The 15,377-nt window shown below is 70.5% G+C and carries 14 protein-coding genes; 9 read left to right on the top strand and 5 right to left on the bottom strand.

Annotated features, from left to right (window positions below; translation table 11 throughout):
- The first annotated feature begins 30 nt into the window (after positions 1–30).
- The gene (locus tag WFQ05_RS14805; RefSeq protein ID WP_337054374.1) at positions 31–930 is read left to right on the top strand and encodes an SDR family oxidoreductase; all 900 of its coding nucleotides are present in this window, start codon (positions 31–33) and stop codon (positions 928–930) included.
- Here WFQ05_RS14805 and WFQ05_RS14810 read toward each other — a convergent pair.
- The 5 genes from WFQ05_RS14810 to WFQ05_RS14830 all read right to left on the bottom strand — a co-directional run bounded on the left by WFQ05_RS14810 (position 924) and on the right by WFQ05_RS14830 (position 5,677).
- A complete protein-coding gene (locus WFQ05_RS14810) occupies positions 924–1,406 on the bottom strand; it encodes an Mpo1-like protein (protein ID WP_131659614.1) in 483 nt (160 codons plus the stop codon). The two genes, WFQ05_RS14805 and WFQ05_RS14810, sit on opposite strands and share 7 nt — an antisense overlap.
- A 240-nt stretch (positions 1,407–1,646) precedes the next feature.
- A complete protein-coding gene (locus WFQ05_RS14815) occupies positions 1,647–3,332 on the bottom strand; it encodes a peptidoglycan-binding protein (RefSeq protein WP_337054375.1) in 1,686 nt (561 codons plus the stop codon).
- Positions 3,333–3,446: 114 nt separating this feature from the next.
- Positions 3,447–4,013, bottom strand: coding sequence for a hypothetical protein (locus tag WFQ05_RS14820; protein WP_337054376.1), 567 nt, complete (start codon positions 4,011–4,013; stop codon positions 3,447–3,449).
- Between the two features lie 135 nt (positions 4,014–4,148).
- A complete protein-coding gene (locus tag WFQ05_RS14825; protein ID WP_228257982.1) occupies positions 4,149–4,598 on the bottom strand; it encodes a hypothetical protein in 450 nt (149 codons plus the stop codon).
- Between the two features lie 152 nt (positions 4,599–4,750).
- Positions 4,751–5,677: a phosphoribosylaminoimidazolesuccinocarboxamide synthase gene (locus WFQ05_RS14830; RefSeq protein WP_130525035.1), complete on the bottom strand. Its 927-nt coding sequence runs from the start codon at positions 5,675–5,677 to the stop codon at positions 4,751–4,753.
- A 361-nt stretch (positions 5,678–6,038) separates the two neighbouring features.
- Between WFQ05_RS14830 and WFQ05_RS14835 the strand changes: the two genes are divergently transcribed.
- The 8 genes from WFQ05_RS14835 to WFQ05_RS14870 all read left to right on the top strand — a co-directional run bounded on the left by WFQ05_RS14835 (position 6,039) and on the right by WFQ05_RS14870 (position 15,346).
- Positions 6,039–6,380, top strand: a complete 342-nt coding sequence (locus WFQ05_RS14835) for a J domain-containing protein (RefSeq protein WP_130516420.1) — start codon at positions 6,039–6,041, stop codon at positions 6,378–6,380.
- A gap of 26 nt (positions 6,381–6,406) precedes the next feature.
- Positions 6,407–7,078 (top strand): ribulose-phosphate 3-epimerase, encoded by a 672-nt coding sequence (gene rpe, locus WFQ05_RS14840; protein ID WP_130525034.1) that lies wholly within the window; start codon positions 6,407–6,409, stop codon positions 7,076–7,078.
- Positions 7,075–7,554 carry a GNAT family N-acetyltransferase gene (locus WFQ05_RS14845; protein ID WP_130528152.1) on the top strand — a complete coding sequence of 160 codons (480 nt, stop codon included), beginning with the start codon at positions 7,075–7,077 and terminating at the stop codon, positions 7,552–7,554. The genes rpe and WFQ05_RS14845 overlap by 4 nt, the downstream gene beginning before the upstream one ends.
- A 9-nt stretch (positions 7,555–7,563) precedes the next feature.
- Positions 7,564–8,727: a lactonase family protein gene (locus WFQ05_RS14850; RefSeq protein ID WP_337054377.1), complete on the top strand. Its 1,164-nt coding sequence runs from the start codon at positions 7,564–7,566 to the stop codon at positions 8,725–8,727.
- Positions 8,728–9,011: 284 nt separating this feature from the next.
- On the top strand, positions 9,012–9,938 hold the full coding sequence (gene yegS / locus WFQ05_RS14855) for a lipid kinase YegS (protein ID WP_337054378.1): 927 nt from the start codon (positions 9,012–9,014) through the stop codon (positions 9,936–9,938).
- A gap of 433 nt (positions 9,939–10,371) precedes the next feature.
- A complete protein-coding gene (locus WFQ05_RS14860) occupies positions 10,372–10,956 on the top strand; it encodes a sigma-70 family RNA polymerase sigma factor (protein ID WP_165403031.1) in 585 nt (194 codons plus the stop codon).
- Entirely contained in the window at positions 10,934–11,944 is a 1,011-nt protein-coding gene (locus WFQ05_RS14865; protein WP_337054379.1) for a FecR domain-containing protein, read from the top strand. Before WFQ05_RS14860 ends, WFQ05_RS14865 begins: the two co-directional genes overlap by 23 nt.
- Positions 11,945–12,358: 414 nt before the next feature.
- The gene (locus WFQ05_RS14870; protein ID WP_337054380.1) at positions 12,359–15,346 is read left to right on the top strand and encodes a TonB-dependent receptor plug domain-containing protein; all 2,988 of its coding nucleotides are present in this window, start codon (positions 12,359–12,361) and stop codon (positions 15,344–15,346) included.
- Positions 15,347–15,377 lie beyond the last annotated feature (31 nt).

Here is a 15,377-nt window from a genome sequence, read left to right on the forward strand (position 1 = left end):
GGATGCGTCGTGCTGGCCTATCCTGTGCGGATGACTGCGTCTGTCGCTGCCGCCATGTCGTCTTCCCCCGCCCGCGTCGCCCTGGTGCTGGGCGGCAGCGGCCAGATCGGCCAGGCGCTGCTGGACCGGCTGGTCGCGCGCGGCTGGTCGGTGCTGGCGGTCTCGCGCAACGGGCAGCCGGCGCGCGAGCGCGTGCAATGGCTGGCCGGCGACCTGGCGACGATGCCCGCACTGCCCGATCGTGTCGATGCGATCTTCAGCGCCGGGCCGCTGGACCACTTCGCGCGCTGGTATGCCGGCAGCGCGCTGATCGCGCCGCGCGTGGTGGCCTTCGGTTCGACCAGCCTGGGCACCAAGCAGGCCTCCGTCGACGCGCATGAGCGCGACCTGGCCGCGCGTCTGCGCGATGCCGAGGCCGCGGTGTTCGCCGCGGCCGCCGCGCGCGGCGCGCAGGCCACGCTGCTGCGGCCCACGCTGGTCTACGGCGCCGGCCGCGATGCCTCGCTGACCCGGATCGCGGCGCTGGCGCGGCAGCTGCGCTGCTTCCCGCTGCCGCGCGGCGCCACCGGCGGCCTGCGCCAGCCGGTGCACGTGGACGATCTGGCCGATGCGGCGCTGGCCGCCTGCGACGCGGCGGCAAGCGCCGGCCAGTCCTACGCGCTGCCCGGCGGCGAGACGCTGACCTATCGCGAGATGGTGGCGCGCACGCTGGCGGCGATGTCACCGCCGGCGCGGCTGCTGGAACTGCCGCCACCGCTGTTTGCTCTGGCGGTGCGCACGGCGCAGGCGCTGGGCGTGGCGCGTTCGCTCAACCCCGCCGCGGTGGCGCGCATGCGCCAGGACCTGGTGTTCGACGCCGCGCCCGCGCGGCGGGACTTCGGCTATGCGCCGCGCGGCTTCGCGCCGACCGCGGCGATGCTGGGTCAGTAGCGCCAGCCCATCTTCCGGTAGAACTTGGCCAGTACCCAGATCGGGCCGATCAGCAGGTAGGACAGGTCGGTGAGGAAGCTGGGTTTGCGGCCCTCGATCTTGTGGCCGACGAACTGCGCGATCCACGCCACCACGAACACGCTCGCCGCGCTCCACAGCAGCACCTCGGTGCCCGCGCGCTGGCTGATCAGCCGGCACACGCAGCCCATGGTGAAGAACACCACGAACATCCCGTAGCCGATCGACCGCGAGAGCCGGTTGTAATACATCCACGCGCAGAACATCGCCAGGCCCGCCCACACCCCGCCGCGGAACCAGGTGGCCTGCACCGGGATGCACCACAGCAGCGCGACCACCGACCACAGGATCGCCGGCACCGCGACGACGTGGATCGCCTGGTTGGTGAGGTTGCGGTGGTCTTGCGAGTAGTTCGCGAACCACCGATCGATCGGGCGTTGCGCGTCGACGTGCTGCATCGGGTCCCTCCCAGGAAGACCGACAGCATAGCCCGCCGCCCGCCGCCGCACCCAGTGGGCGGCATGCTGCGCCGCGAAATCGACGCGAACGCAAACAGAAGCGCCGCGCCTTCTTACGAAAGCGCGGCGCTTTGGCCCCTCCCCTTGCGCAGCAGGGGGAGGCTGGCAGGGGGTTGCCTCAGCTACGCGCGGCCCCAACCGAAGGCGGCCTCACAAACCCCCTCCCACACCCTCAACCCATCACCGCTGCATCGCCACCACCGGCGCCGGCTCGACGACCGGAGCCGCCCGCTGCTGCGCCAGCAACTGCTGACTGCTGTGCTCGAAGCTCGGCGGCTGCGCCAGATCGACCGTGGCGCGGAAGCCCGGCGTGGTCCCCACGACGTAAGCCTTGCCGTCCTGCACCGCCACCCCGCCGACCTTCTCCGGCGTATCGATGCCGTGCTGCTTGGCCTGCACGGTGATATGCGCGGCCAGCTCGTTCGAATAAGGCGCCGGCACCTGGGCACGGATGGCCGTATACAGCCGGTGGTCCGGATGCGAGGCCTGGTCCAGCCCCGGCGTCGTCATCGCCGGTCGTGCCGCCAACGCCCGGCGCGTGTCCGGCCCGACCTCGCCATCCACCGCGATCCCGTGCGTGCGCTGCAGCCGCTCTACCGCCGCCTGCGTATGCGTGCCGAACTTGCCGTCCTCGGCCAAGCGCCGCCCGTGCTCGTCCCGCACGCCCAACGTGTTGAGCTGCTGCTGCAGGGCGCGCACGTTCGGGCCGTGGTCGCCGTGCTGGAGCACCTCGGCACCGGCGCCACGATGCGGTGCCGCGGTCGAGGTCGGCGCGGACGTGGTCTGCGCCGGCGCATGGCGATCCCAGAACGTCTGCGGGCTGATCAGATGGCCCTGCGGATCGCGCAGCTGGTAGTGCACGTGCTGGGCATATTGGCCGGCGCCTTCGGGTCCGCGCCCGCCCATCGTGCCGATCGGATCGCCGGCGCGCACGACCTGGCCTTCCTTCACCGAGCGCGAATCCAGATGCAGGATCTCGTGCGAATTGCCCTGCGCGTCGCGGATCTTCACCGTGCCGTACTGGCCGCCGGAGAAGGTCACCGTGCCGTCGATGGGCGAATGGACGGTCGGATGCCGCAGGTTGCGGCCGGCCTGGCCGCCCTCGTAGTTGAAGTCGGTGCCGCCATGCGGCCCCTTGCCACGATGCTCGCCGAAGTTGCCCGTGATGTGGGGGTCTTGACCGCCCTGGCCCGGCAGCATGCGCTCCATCGTCTGCTGGAAGCCGCCGTGGCCTTGCGCGTGGGAGGCGGGCGAGGGCGTCGCATGCGTCGGTGCGTGTCCCTGGGTCTGGGTGTGCGACAGGCGCTGTTCGACGAAGCGCTCGTAACGGTCCAGGTAGGGCGCCACCTCGCGCTGGGACAGGCCGAGACCGCCATAGTCCTTGCTGGGGCCGTCGTGATGGTACTTGTAGATGTAGTCCTCACCGTGGCCGCGGCTGCGCGCCAGGTCCCGATTGTCGATGAAGTGCTGCACCAGCGCCTGCGACTGGGTCCGCACGTCGAAGCGGTTGGCGTTGTTGAGCCCGTACTGGCCACCGGTGCGGTCGATGAACTGGCCAAGCCCGGACGCGGAGGTGGTCCCCGCGGCCGCATCCGGGTTGAAGCCGGATTCGACCCGGGCGATGGCCAGCACATAGGCCGTCTCGCGCGATGACAGCCCGGCCTCGCGCGAGGCGTCGATCAGGTTGTCGATCACCCTGGACTGGGTCTGCGGGGTGGCATCGCCCCATCGGCGCGACTCGCCGTGCAGACGGCCATCGCCGGCGTCGATGGGTTCGCGGTAGTGGCTCCAGGGTTTGATCCTGTCGCTGCGATAGGCGGCCCCGCGGGGCTGCACCATCTCGGTGTAGATCGTGTCGTCGGTCATGTCGTGCGTTCCTTTCTATGAGACGGATTCTTCCTTGGGAGGGGTACTGCTCCATGTACTGCGTACTGCGTTGGCCACGCGCCGCCGGATGGCGGTGCGTGAGCTTTCCTTAGCTCAGGACGGGTAGGGCACCACCTCCGGGTGCTTGAGTCCCAGCTCCTCGAGCTTGTGTTGGTATTCGTCGTTGTTCGGGCTCTGCTGGCCGTCTTCCTCATGCAGCGGCGGAGTCGCGTGATTCAGCAGCCGGCCCTGCGCGTCGTAGAGGAAGAACCACTCGCAGAACTCGCAGCCATAAGGCAGTTCGCCGTATTGCACGACGAAGTAGGCGCCGCCCTTGCCGTCTTCGGCGCAGCCCAGGCCCACCGCGGTGTAGTCGCTCATCTCGGGGGGCGCGGCCAGGGTCTGACGCTGCCCGTCGCGTTCCAGCTCGACCTGGGTCTTGGTGGAGGCGGCGCCGTCCTGGCGAGGCAACGCGTCCAGGTGCAGGCGTGCGCCTGGGCATTCCTTGATCATGCCGTTCTGTCCTTGTGCGGCCGCTTCGGTCGAAGCGGGAGAGGGTGAGGGAGCCGAAGCCTGTGCCGGCGTTTCGGCGGTCTGATCCGTGGAAGGCGTCTTGCCGCCGCAGGCGGCCAGCACCAGGGTGAGGCCCAAGGCGGGCAGGATGGAGCGGGCGGGGCGCATCAGGTCACCTCCTGGGCGGTGCGAGTCACGGGAAGGCAGGCCATACGGTCAGCGGCGTCCGGCATGCGGGTCGAACTGTTCGAAGCCCGGCGGGCCAATCTCCTCTGCCATGGCGCGTCCGAGCGATTCATCGACTCAAAGCGACTGGTCGTCCACCTTCACCAGGGTCCAGCAGGGGCGCTGGGCGAAGTAATAGACCTGCTGGTCGCCGCTGTCCGGCGTGCGCACCAGCACCTTGCGTCCGCCGGCCTCGTCGGAGACCACGACCTCGCGTCCACCGTTGCGGGCCGCCTCCAGGTTGGGAATCACCGGCCATTCGACCTCGGCCAGCGGGACCTGGCGGGTCACCGGCGCAGGTTCGGGCTGGGCGTTCGGATCGAGCTGGATCATCGTCAACGGATCGGCCGTGGCCTTTTCCTGGACCGCGATGTCGGCGCTGAAGCGCTGTACGAAGTGGTCGAAGTCCGCATCGGGGCAGTTGGCCGGGGCCGCGGCGGACGCGGCTGGCGCAGCGGGGACAGGCGCGGCAGCAGGGGCGGGCGCCTGCGGCTTGCAGGCGGCGAGCGCCAGAATCAGCGCGGACACGGGCACGAGCGTGCGGGTGAAGACCACTGGATCCTCCTGATCGCAAACAAGGCGCCCCGGGCGGGGCGCGTCATCGGGCCGGAGGATACCCGGCGTCTGCGGCCAGGTTTGTGAAGCGCACCCCGCGTCGCGCGCGGGGTGCTTGGCGCCGTTCAGTCCAGGCGGATGTCGGCCAGCTTGAGCAGGGCCTCGGCGTAGCGGGCGCGGGTGCGCTCGATCACTTCCGGCGGCAGCACCGGGCCGGGCGCGGTCTTGCCCCAGTCCAGCGTCTCCAGGTAGTCGCGCACGATCTGCTTGTCGTAGCTGGGCGGGCTGAGGCCGACCTGGTACTCGTCGGCCGGCCAGTAGCGCGAGGAATCCGGCGTCAGCATCTCGTCCATGATGTACAGGCGGCCGTCGGCATCGGTGCCGAACTCGAACTTGGTGTCGGCCAGCAGGATGCCGCGCGAGGCGGCGTACTCGGCCGCGAAGCTGTAGATGCGCAGGGTCGCATCGCGCACGCGTTCGGCCAGGTCGCCGCCGACGGTCTTGACCATGGCGTCGAAGTCGATGTTCTCGTCGTGGTCGCCGACCGCGGCCTTGGTCGAGGGGGTGAAGATCGGCTCGCGCAGCTTCTGCGCCTGCTGCAGGCCGTCGGGCAGCTCGATGCCGCTGATCTTGCCGGTGCGCTGGTAGTCCTTCCAGCCGCTGCCGATCAGATAGCCGCGGGCGATGGCCTCCACCGGCACCGGCTTGAGCTTGCGCGTGACCACCGCGCGGCGGGCGTACAGCGCCGGGTCCACGCCCTCGGGCAGGACGTCGGCGACCTCGATGCCGGTCAGGTGGTTGGGCATCAGGTGGGCGGTCTTGTCGAACCAGAAATTGGAGATCTGGCACAGCATCTCGCCCTTGCCGGGGATCGGGTCGGGCAGGACCACGTCGAAGGCGGAGAGGCGGTCGGTGGCGACGATCAGCAGATAGTCGCCGGGCGCGGCGTTGGCCGGCAGGCGTTCGCGTGGGATGTCGAAGACGTCGCGGACCTTGCCGCGATGGCGCAGGGTCAGACCGGGCAGATCGGCTTGCAACAGCGTGGTGGGCACACAGCACTCCTGGCGTGAGGCGAAAGGCGCTCGAAACCCCGCTCGCTGCGTGTGCCGGCGCGCCGGTTAAGGCGGCGGCGGGCCGCGTAGTGTACGCGCCTGCGCGCAAAGCGACAGGTGCCAAGGGCCCATCATCGATCCCCGGGCAGGCCGCGTTGGTGCCGCCCTGCGGCGCCCACCCGAAGGGCCGCCCTTGCGGAGACTGCGTCATCGCTCGGTCGTGGACGGACGTCCACTCCCTCCCGCTTCCTTGCCCCGGGCACGCGCAAGCACGGCGCGACCCACCCGGGGATCGATGACGGGCCTTGGGCCGCCTACCGTAAAATGTCGCTTCCCTCCCCACCGCAGGCCCGACCTCCCGATGAATCGCTGGTACGGAAAACTGCTGGGCGGCATCGCCGGCGCGCTGCTGTTCCGCCCCAATCCGGTGTTCGGCGCCCTGGTGGGGCTGCTGCTGGGCCATGCCTTCGACCGGGACTGGTTCCAGCTGTCGCGGGACAACCCGTACCGCGCCTTCGACCTGACCCGCGACGCCAGCGATGCGGAAGTCGACCAGGCCTATCGCCGCCTGATCTCCCAGTACCACCCCGACCGCCTGGCCGGCGCCGCGCCCGAGCTGCGCGCCCGCGCCGAGGCCCGCGCACGCGAGCTCAACGCCGCCTACGACCGCATCAAGACGCTGCGCCGCAAGCGCGCCGCCTGACCTCTTTCCTCTTCCGGCAGACCGCCATGTCCAACTGCATCATTTCCCCGTCCATCCTGTCGGCCGACTTCGCCCGGCTTGGCGCCGAGGTCGACGCCGTGCTCGCCGCCGGCGCCGACTGGATCCATTTCGACGTGATGGACAACCACTACGTGCCCAACCTGACCATCGGCCCGATGGTGTGCGAGGCGCTGCGCAAGTACGGGGTGACCGCGCCGATCGACGTGCACCTGATGGTCGAGCCGGTGGACCGCGTCGTGCCGGACTTCGCCAAGGCCGGCGCGAGCCACATCAGCTTCCATCCCGAGGCCAGCCGCCACGTGCACCGCACGATCCAGCTGATCAAGTCGCACGGCTGCACCGCCGGCGTGGTGCTCAATCCGGCCACCTCGCTGGACGTGCTGGACTGGGTGCTGGACGAGGTGGACCTGGTGCTGCTGATGTCGGTCAATCCGGGCTTCGGCGGGCAGGCCTTCATTCCCTCGGCGCTGGACAAGCTGCGCGCGGTGCGCGAGCGCATCGACGCCAGCGGCCGCAGGATCCATCTGGAGATCGACGGCGGGGTGAAGGTGGACAACATCGGCCAGATCGCCGCCGCCGGCGCCGATACCTTCGTCGCCGGCTCGGCGATCTTCAACGCCCCGGACTATGCGCAGGTGATCTCGCAGATGCGCGCGGCCGTGGCGGGGGCGAAGTGAGCCTGTCCATCCGCAGCGCCACGCGCGAGGACATCCCGCTGATCCTGGAGCTGATCCGCGCGCTGGCCGAGTACGAGCGCGAGCCGCACGCGGTCCAGGCCACCGAGGCCGACCTGGGGCGCACCCTGTTCGACGCGGGCGCCACCGCCTACTGCGTGCTCTGCGAGCAGGACGGCGTGGCGCTGGGCTTTGCGGTGTACTTCTTCAACTACTCCACTTGGAAAGGGCGCAACGGCCTCTATCTGGAGGACCTGTTCGTGCGGCCGCAGGCGCGCGGCCAGGGCGCCGGCCTGGCCCTGCTGCGCCACCTGGCGCGGCTGGCGGTGGAGAAGGACTGCGGGCGCTTCGAGTGGTCGGTGCTGGACTGGAACCAGCCGGCGATCGACTTCTACCGCGCCGTGGGCGCGCGGCCGATGGACGAATGGACCATCTATCGCCTGGATGGCCAGGCGCTGACCGACTTCGCACAGGGCTAGGGGCGCACCATGTTCAATCTGCTCAAGGCCACGATGCTGGCGATCGCCGCGCTGCCGCTGGCCGCGGTGGCGGCGCCCGCGTCGGTGGATCTGCTGGTCGGTTCGTATACCGACAGCGGCTCGCCGGGGCTGTATGCCTACCGCTTCGATACCGCCAGCGGCCGGCTGGACGCGCAGCCCTGGCAGACGCTGCGCCTGGACAACCCGTCCTGGCTGGTGCTCGCGCCCGACCAGACGCGCGTGTACGCCGTCAGCGAGAACGGGCCGGGCGCGCGCGACACGGTCGGCCGCGCCGGGATGCTGAGCCTGGACGCGCAGCATCGGCTGACGCTGCAGGGCCAGGTCTCCACCCTCGGCGACCATCCCACCCACGCCAGCCTGACGCCGGATGGGCGCTATCTGCTGGTGGCCAATTATTCGGTCGACACGCATCCGGGTGGATCGCTGGCGGTCCTGCCGATCGACGCGGAGGGCCGGCTGCAGCCGGTCACCCAGCTGCTGACCTACCAGGCCAGTCACGTGGATCCCGAGCGCCAGCGTTCGTCGCATGTGCACTGGGTCGGCTTCTCGCCCGACGGCGCGACCGCCTATGCCTCCGACCTGGGCGGCGATCGCGTGTACGCCTACCGCTATGCGCCGCAGGCCAACGCCGAACGGCCGCTGCAGCCCGCGCCCACCCCGTTCCTGGCGCTGCCGCCGGGCAGCGGGCCGCGGCACCTGACCTTCGACGCCAGCGGCCGGCACGCCTACCTGACCCTGGAGATGGCCGGGCAGGTGGCGGTGCTGGACGTCGACGCGCAGGGCGCGCCGCGGTTGCGCGAGGTGGTGAACCTGTTCGCGCCCGGCTTCACCGGCGGCAACGGCGGCGGCGCGCTGCACCTGTCGGCGGACGGACGCTTCCTGTACGCGATCAATCGCGGTGGCGACGATCATCTGGCCGTGTTCGCGGTCGGCGCCGATGGCGGCCTGACGCTGATCCAGCGCCGCGCCACCGAGGGCCGCCAGGCGCGCGAGTTCGCCATCGATCCGTCCGGGCGCTTCCTGCTGATCGCCGTGCAGGGCGCCAACCGGATCGTGGTGCTGGCGCGCGACCCGCACACCGGCAAGCTCGGCAAGACGCTGCAGGCGGTGGAAGTGGCGGCGCCGTCGGACCTGAAGTTCCTGCGGCCTTGACTCGAGGGGGTTTGGTTCGGTCTGGCTCGGTGGGAGCCGCCATGGCGGCGATAGGGCCTTACCGGGAAAGCTCCATCGCCGCCATGGCGGCTCCCACGAAAGCAAAAAAAGAACCGCGTCGAGTCGCCCCGGCGCGGTTCCCGCGAAGACTGGAGGCTGATCCTGCCTCCCTCCGTCGTCCCTGCTATGGCCTTCCACGCTACGCGCCGTATCTGACGGGAACATGACAGCCGGGGGCCGCGGCGACTGCTAGCCTGCGCCACCCCACGTCCGTTGCCCTTCCCATGTCCCAGCCGCGCTGGTGTCTGATCCTCAACGGCAAGGCCGCCGGCAACGATGCGGTGCGCGCCGCGGTGACGCAGGCGCGCGAGCGCGGCGCGCGGCTGGACGTGCGCGTGACCTGGGAGAGCGGCGACGCCGAGCGCTACGTCACCGAGGCCATCGCCGACGGCGTGGACACGGTGATCGCCGGCGGCGGCGACGGCACGCTCAGCGAGGTCGCCACCACCCTGGCCCATCGCGACGAGGGCGCCGACGCGCTGCCCGCGCTGGCCCTGCTGCCGCTGGGCACGGCCAACGACTTCGCCACCGCCGCCGAGCTGCCGCTCGAGCCGCAGGCCGCGCTGGCGCTGATCGCCGAGGCGCCGGCGCGGCCCATCGACCTGCTGCGCGTCACCGCCGACCACGGCCCGCACTGGTGCGCCAACATGGCCACCGGCGGCTTCGGCACCCAGGTTACGGTGGAGACCGACGAGGCGATGAAGCGCGTGCTCGGCGGCCTGGCCTATGTGGTCACCGGCCTGTCGCGACTGGGCCGGGTCGAGCCGATGCGGGCGCGCTTCCGCGGGCCCGACTTCGCCTGGGAGGACAGCTTCATCGCGCTGGGGCTGGGCAACGGCCGCCAGGCCGGCGGCGGCCAGGCGCTGTGCCCGGACGCGCTGGTCGACGACGGCCTGCTGGAGCTGACCATCGTCCCCGAGCTGACTGGCGCCTTCGCCGCCACGCTGGGCACGCTGATCACCGGCGGCAAGCGCGCGGCGCTGGAACAGGCCGCCGTGCGCGCGCGCCTGCCGTGGGTGGAGATCGACGTGGCCGAGCCGATCACGCTCAACCTGGACGGCGAGCCGGAGACCTCGCGCCACTTCCGCGTGGACTGCGTGCCCGGCCGCCTGCGCATGCACCTGCCCGACGGCTGCCCGCTGCTGGCCTGAGTCGGCCGCGCCGCGGTCGTCACGCAGATTCTCCCGTCTCGCCGCGCCCGGGTCCGGTCCACGGCTCGGCTGCGATGTCAGGCGCCGCTGCGACAGCCAGGTCGTCCGGCGCGCATTGGGCGACCGTTGCCGCTTGCGTCACCGCGCCATTCCCCGGAATCTGAGGCTCAGGCCCGTCGCGCGCGACACGACGGCGGCCGACGCCGTAGAGCACTGCGCTTCCGCCCGTCCCACGGACAGGCCGGCTTTCCCCGAACACGGACGCTCGCGGCCGGCGCTGCCTTGCCGGCGGCCGGCGTGCGTCGTCTTCGGCGGCCGAACTTTCTTCGCGCGCTGAGGTAGGGGGTCGGCGGAAACGGACGTCTGTCCGAGGGGAGGTGGTCTGCGTTCTTCTCAAGAGATGCTTGAGGTCGGGCATGTGGCGAATCACTCAATGAGCAAGATCTCCGAAGAGGCTTTCACCGTCGAGGAAGAGGACACCGTGTGCGCGTTGGACGAGGTACCGCTGGATGTCGACGCGCTGGTGCGGACCAGCCATGTCTCGCTGATCCAGTTCCTGCGAAGCCGGCTGCGATGTCCGGAGGATGCCCACGATGTCGTGCAGGAGACCTACATCAGGATGCTCCAGTACAACGGCTCGACGGCGCTGCGCTCGCCCACCTCGATGCTGTTCCGGATCGCCATCAACGTCGCCAACGACCTCAAGCGCAGCGAACGGGTCCGGCATGTTTCCCATCAATGCAACATCGATGATTTCGAGCTGACCGCGCAGACCCCGTCCTCGGAGCAGCACGTCCAGGCCAAGCAGGAACTGTCGATCGTGCGACAGACGATCGAGGAGCTTCCGCTCAAGTGCCGCACGGTGTTCCTGCTCAGCCGCGCCAGGGGCATGACCTACCCCGAGATCGCCAGGCACTGCGGGATCTCCGTGAAGATGGTGGAAAAACACATCAGCCATGCCCTTGCCGTGTGCATGAGCAGGGTGGCCAAACAGAATGGAACGATCAGTGGACACTAGAGACGAAGAGAAGCTGCTGCAGGACGCGGCAAGACACGCCGCCAGGCAGTGGTCCGGCGCGCAGACCGAACAGGAGCGCGCCGCGCTGCAGGCCTGGCTCGAGCGCGATCCGGCGCACGCCGACGCGTTCGCGGCCGCGCAGCTGCTGGCCGACGGGGTGGCCGAACTGGGCCGCTGCGATCCGGAGATGGCGCGGCTGGTCGCGCAGGCCGAGCAGCCCGTCGGGGGCGCGCATCGCCGCCTGGCCCGGACGACGTGGACGCTCGTGGCGCTGGCCGCCTGTGCGGCCGTCGTGGCCGCCGTGCAGTGGCGGCCGGCGCTGGGCGGTGCCGACCCGCAGACGACCTACGCCGCCACCGATGCGCCGCGCAGGATCGACCTGCCGGACGGCTCGCGCATCGACCTGGATGTCGGCACGCGCGTGCAGGTGGCCTATAGCCGCTCCGAGCGCCGCATCGCGCTGCTGGCCGGACGCGCGCTGTTCGCGGTGGCCCACGATCGCGACCGCCCGTTCGAGGTGGACGCGGATGGCTACAGGACCGTCGCGCTGGGGACCCGGTTCCAGGTCGATCGTCGCGATGCCCTGATCGCGGTGACCCTGAGCGAAGGCTCGGTGCGCGTGGAAAGCGGCGCGGGATCGGCCGCGACCGCGCAGCGCCTGCGCCCGGGCGAGCGCCTGCTGCTGCCGCTGGATGGACGCACGGCCTGGCACAGGGAACGCGCCGACGTGGACGTGGCCACCAGCTGGTCGCGGGGGCGCCTGCTGTTCCGCGACACGCCCCTGGACGAGGCCGTGCAGGAGATCAACCGCTACGCACGCATCCCGGTCGTGCTGGCCGAGCCCGGACTGTCCACGCTCAGGATCAGCGGGAACTTCCAGGCCAACGACAGCGACACCACGGTCGCCGCGTTCGCCTCCATTCTCCCGATCCGCACGGTCAGGGAGAAGGACCGGATCCTGATCCTCGAACGCACGCGCATGCGCTGACGCAGACCCGCCGAAGCGCGCGGCGGGCCGGGCCCGCCTCGGCTCCGCGCGTCCTGCTGTTGTGATGGAAGAAAACAGGGTCGCCCGGGGAGGGCGACGCCGCCGCGATCGCGATGTTCCAGGGGCCCGGCCGGGCCGCGTGCAGGGGCTGCGCGGCGCGACCGGCCCTCGATGCCGGATGCGGCCGGATGCGCGCGCCGCGGCTGCGCCGTGCGCGGCGCAACGCCATGCACGCGAGATTGCCTGCGTGTGTGCGGGCGGACATGCGTGGAGAGGATTCGTTTTTTTGTGCAATGCAGTATCGTTCCAGCGGGATGGAGGAAGTGGGAGTTCCGCGGAGCGGCCAGTTAGTCCCCTCTCATATCGACGCCGAAAATGCCCTTCTTGCCTGCAAGGCGGCTTGCTCGCGGAATTGTGAAGCTGTCCGGCCTGTCCGGTTGCCTGGCCGTGTTCGCCGGCGCCACCGTCCTCGCCCAGCCCTCGGCATCGATGGCCTCGGACCGTGCCTGGTCCGAAGCGGAGCGGGCGCGTGCGTTCGACTTCCGCATCCCGCCCGGCGCCCTGGCCGATGCCCTGGATCGTTTCAGCGAACAGAGCGGGCTGCAGGTCGTCTATTCGCTGGAGTGGCTGGAACGCAAACGCGCGCCGGTGGTCGCGGGCCGGATGTCGGCCGAGCAGGCGCTGGACAGCCTGCTGCAGGGCAGCGGCATGCGCTGGAAGCGGGTCACCGCCGGCGCGGTTGCGGTCGTGCCGGACGCGGAGTCCTCGCCGGACGCCTCCGTTCCTCGCGCGTCTGGCGCCGAAGACGCGGCGCAGTCGCATATCCCGCTGATGGATTCGGTGGAGGCGCTGGCCTTGCCGCAGCCACGCTGGTCCAACCTGCACAGCAGCTTCGCCCTGGGGATCAACAAGCGCCTGATCGAGACGCCGCGCGCGGTGACCCTGGTGCAGGAGGAAAGCCTCGACGACAACGCCGTGTCGGCCATCGACGATCTGGCCAGGGTCGCGCCCGGCACGTTCACCCCGACCCGCTTCGGCATCCAGGGCGGCATCGACATCCGCGGCGTGCCGGGCGACATCTTCTTCCGCGGCATGAAGCGTCTGAACCTGCAGGGGCATACGCCCTCGCTGCTGTCGGCGGCCAGCAGCATCGAGATCGTGCGCGGCCCGCCATCGCCCATCTACGGCATGGGCCGGATCGGCGGCTACATCAACATGGTGCCGCGCGCCAGCCGCGCAGTGCCCGCCAGCGATGAGACGAGGCGGGGCTGGCTGGAGGCGACGCTGGGCAGCTACCAGCACAGGGAGGCCAGCTTCGACGTCGGCGGCCCGCTGCAGTTGGGCGAGCGCAGCGCCAGCTACGACCTCTACGGCAGCGTGGTGGATTCCAACAGCTATGCGCGCAACGTGCCGCTGGACATCAAGGTGTTCCAGGGCGCGTTGAGCGTGGAGCCCATGTTCGGCAGGTTCCGCCTGGAGACCGGACTGAACCTGCAGGCCTCGCGCACGGCCGGCGCGCTGCTGGGGCGGGTGACCCAGGCGCTGATCGACGATGGCACCTATGTGCGCGGAACGCCGCTGGTCAATCTGGATCTGGACGGGAGCCAGGCCATCGGCCTCAAGGAACTGAACACCGCCTCCCCGGTGTCCGGCGCGCTGGGGCCGAACAATCAGCCCCTGCGGCAGGCCTGGGCCTGGCCGACCGACGCGCAGGGCCATCGGCTGCTGCTGAGCCAGTTCCCCACCGTCCCGGGCATTCCGCGCACGATGTACGACTACCTGGTCGCGCATCCGGAGGCCGACCCGACCGGGTTGCTGCGCGGGCAGGGCGTCGGCGGGCCGCGGCCGGCCAGGGGCGCGGTGCCGGCCGGCTTCGCCCTGGACCCGAGCACGGTGTCCTACGACACGCTGGACCGGCGCCGCTTCGCCGCCTACGAGCGCGACCTGCGCGCCGACCTGTACACCGCCTACGTGGACCTGATCGACGATGCCGATCCGGATGCCACGATGAAGAACCAGCTGTTCACCGATGTCATGCGCCAGTACAAGAGTTCCAACCAGCCGTTCGGAACCGAGCAGACGCCGTGGGTCCTGGAGGACAAGTTCACCCTCACCCGGCGCCTGCGCTCGGCGTCGGGGCTGGAGCGCAGCTTCATGGTCTCCACCAATCTCCGCTACACCGATGCGCATACGCGGCAGTGCACCGGGGACTTCTCCACGCATCGCACCGATGTGATGGCGTCCACCTGGGACAACGGCAGGAACGGCATGACGCCCAATGCGACCTTCACCAACTGCCTGGAGAACAGCGACATCCAGTCCGGTGGCTATCCGGTCACCTACGACGAGCGCACGCGGCTGCTGGAGCTGGGCACCGGCGCGCTGCTGGACCTGGAGCTGTCGCCCCACACCCGCCTGCTGCTGGGTGCGCGCCTGGACGTGTCGCGGGCCAGCACGGTGGAGTACGCCGGCACGACCGATGTCGGCGCGGGCACCTCGGCCAACCCCGGCGTGCTCGCCACCCGCGACCGGCGCGCCAGCGCCTGGGATGCGGGCGCATCGTGGAGCGCCAGCCTCACCCGCAGCCTGCCGGGCAATCTGCACCTCTATCTCACCGCGGCGCGGGCGAGCGTGGTGCTGGACGGCAACGACAACATCATCGACCGGGCGGTGGTCGAGGCCGGCCATATCGGCCAGTCCACCCTGTTCGAGGCGGGCATCAAGGGTGCGCCGCTGTCGGGCGACCTGTTCTTCAGCGCGGCCGTCTACCGCCAGCAGCGCAGCGGGATCCATTCGCCGACCGACGTGAGCGTGGCCGCGGACGCCACCTCGACCAGGACCCGGGGCTGGGAGCTGGAGCTGGCGTGGACGCCGAGCCCCCACTTCTCCGCCTCGTTCTACGCCGCGCACGAGAAGACGGTGTTCGACCCCAACTACAGCATCGGCATCGTGGTCGATGCGCGCACGCTGGGCTTCGCAGACGTGGTGGACCCGGCCACCGGCAAGGTGGTCTATCCGGCCGAGGCGTTCCTATACGGCGGGCGCGCGATCCTCGTCCTGCCCGCGGGCATGCGCGAATACGAGGAGAAGCAGGGCACGCCGAACCGGCAGATGGGCTTCAACCTGCAGCTCTCCAGCGGCGCAGGGCTCAAGTTCCTGTTCGGCGGCAACTACTTCTCGCCCACCTATGCCAGCCGGTTGAAGGTGGTGAGGCTGCCGCAGGCCTATGTGTTCAACGCCGGCGTACAGTGGACGCGCGGTGCGTGGCAGGTCCAGCTCGATGGCCGCAACGTGTTCGACGCGCGCTACTACCGCGCCAAGACCGGCGATCGGCTGGGCGATGTCACCCTGACCGCCATGCCCGAGGCCAACTGGCTGCTGAGCGTCAGGCGGAACTTCTGAGCGCGCGCCGGCACCCGGCCGGCGCGCGCGG

The sequence above is a fragment of the Pseudoxanthomonas sp. USHLN014 genome (assembly GCF_037153335.1).
Lineage (GTDB): Bacteria > Pseudomonadota > Gammaproteobacteria > Xanthomonadales > Xanthomonadaceae > Pseudoxanthomonas_A > Pseudoxanthomonas_A winnipegensis.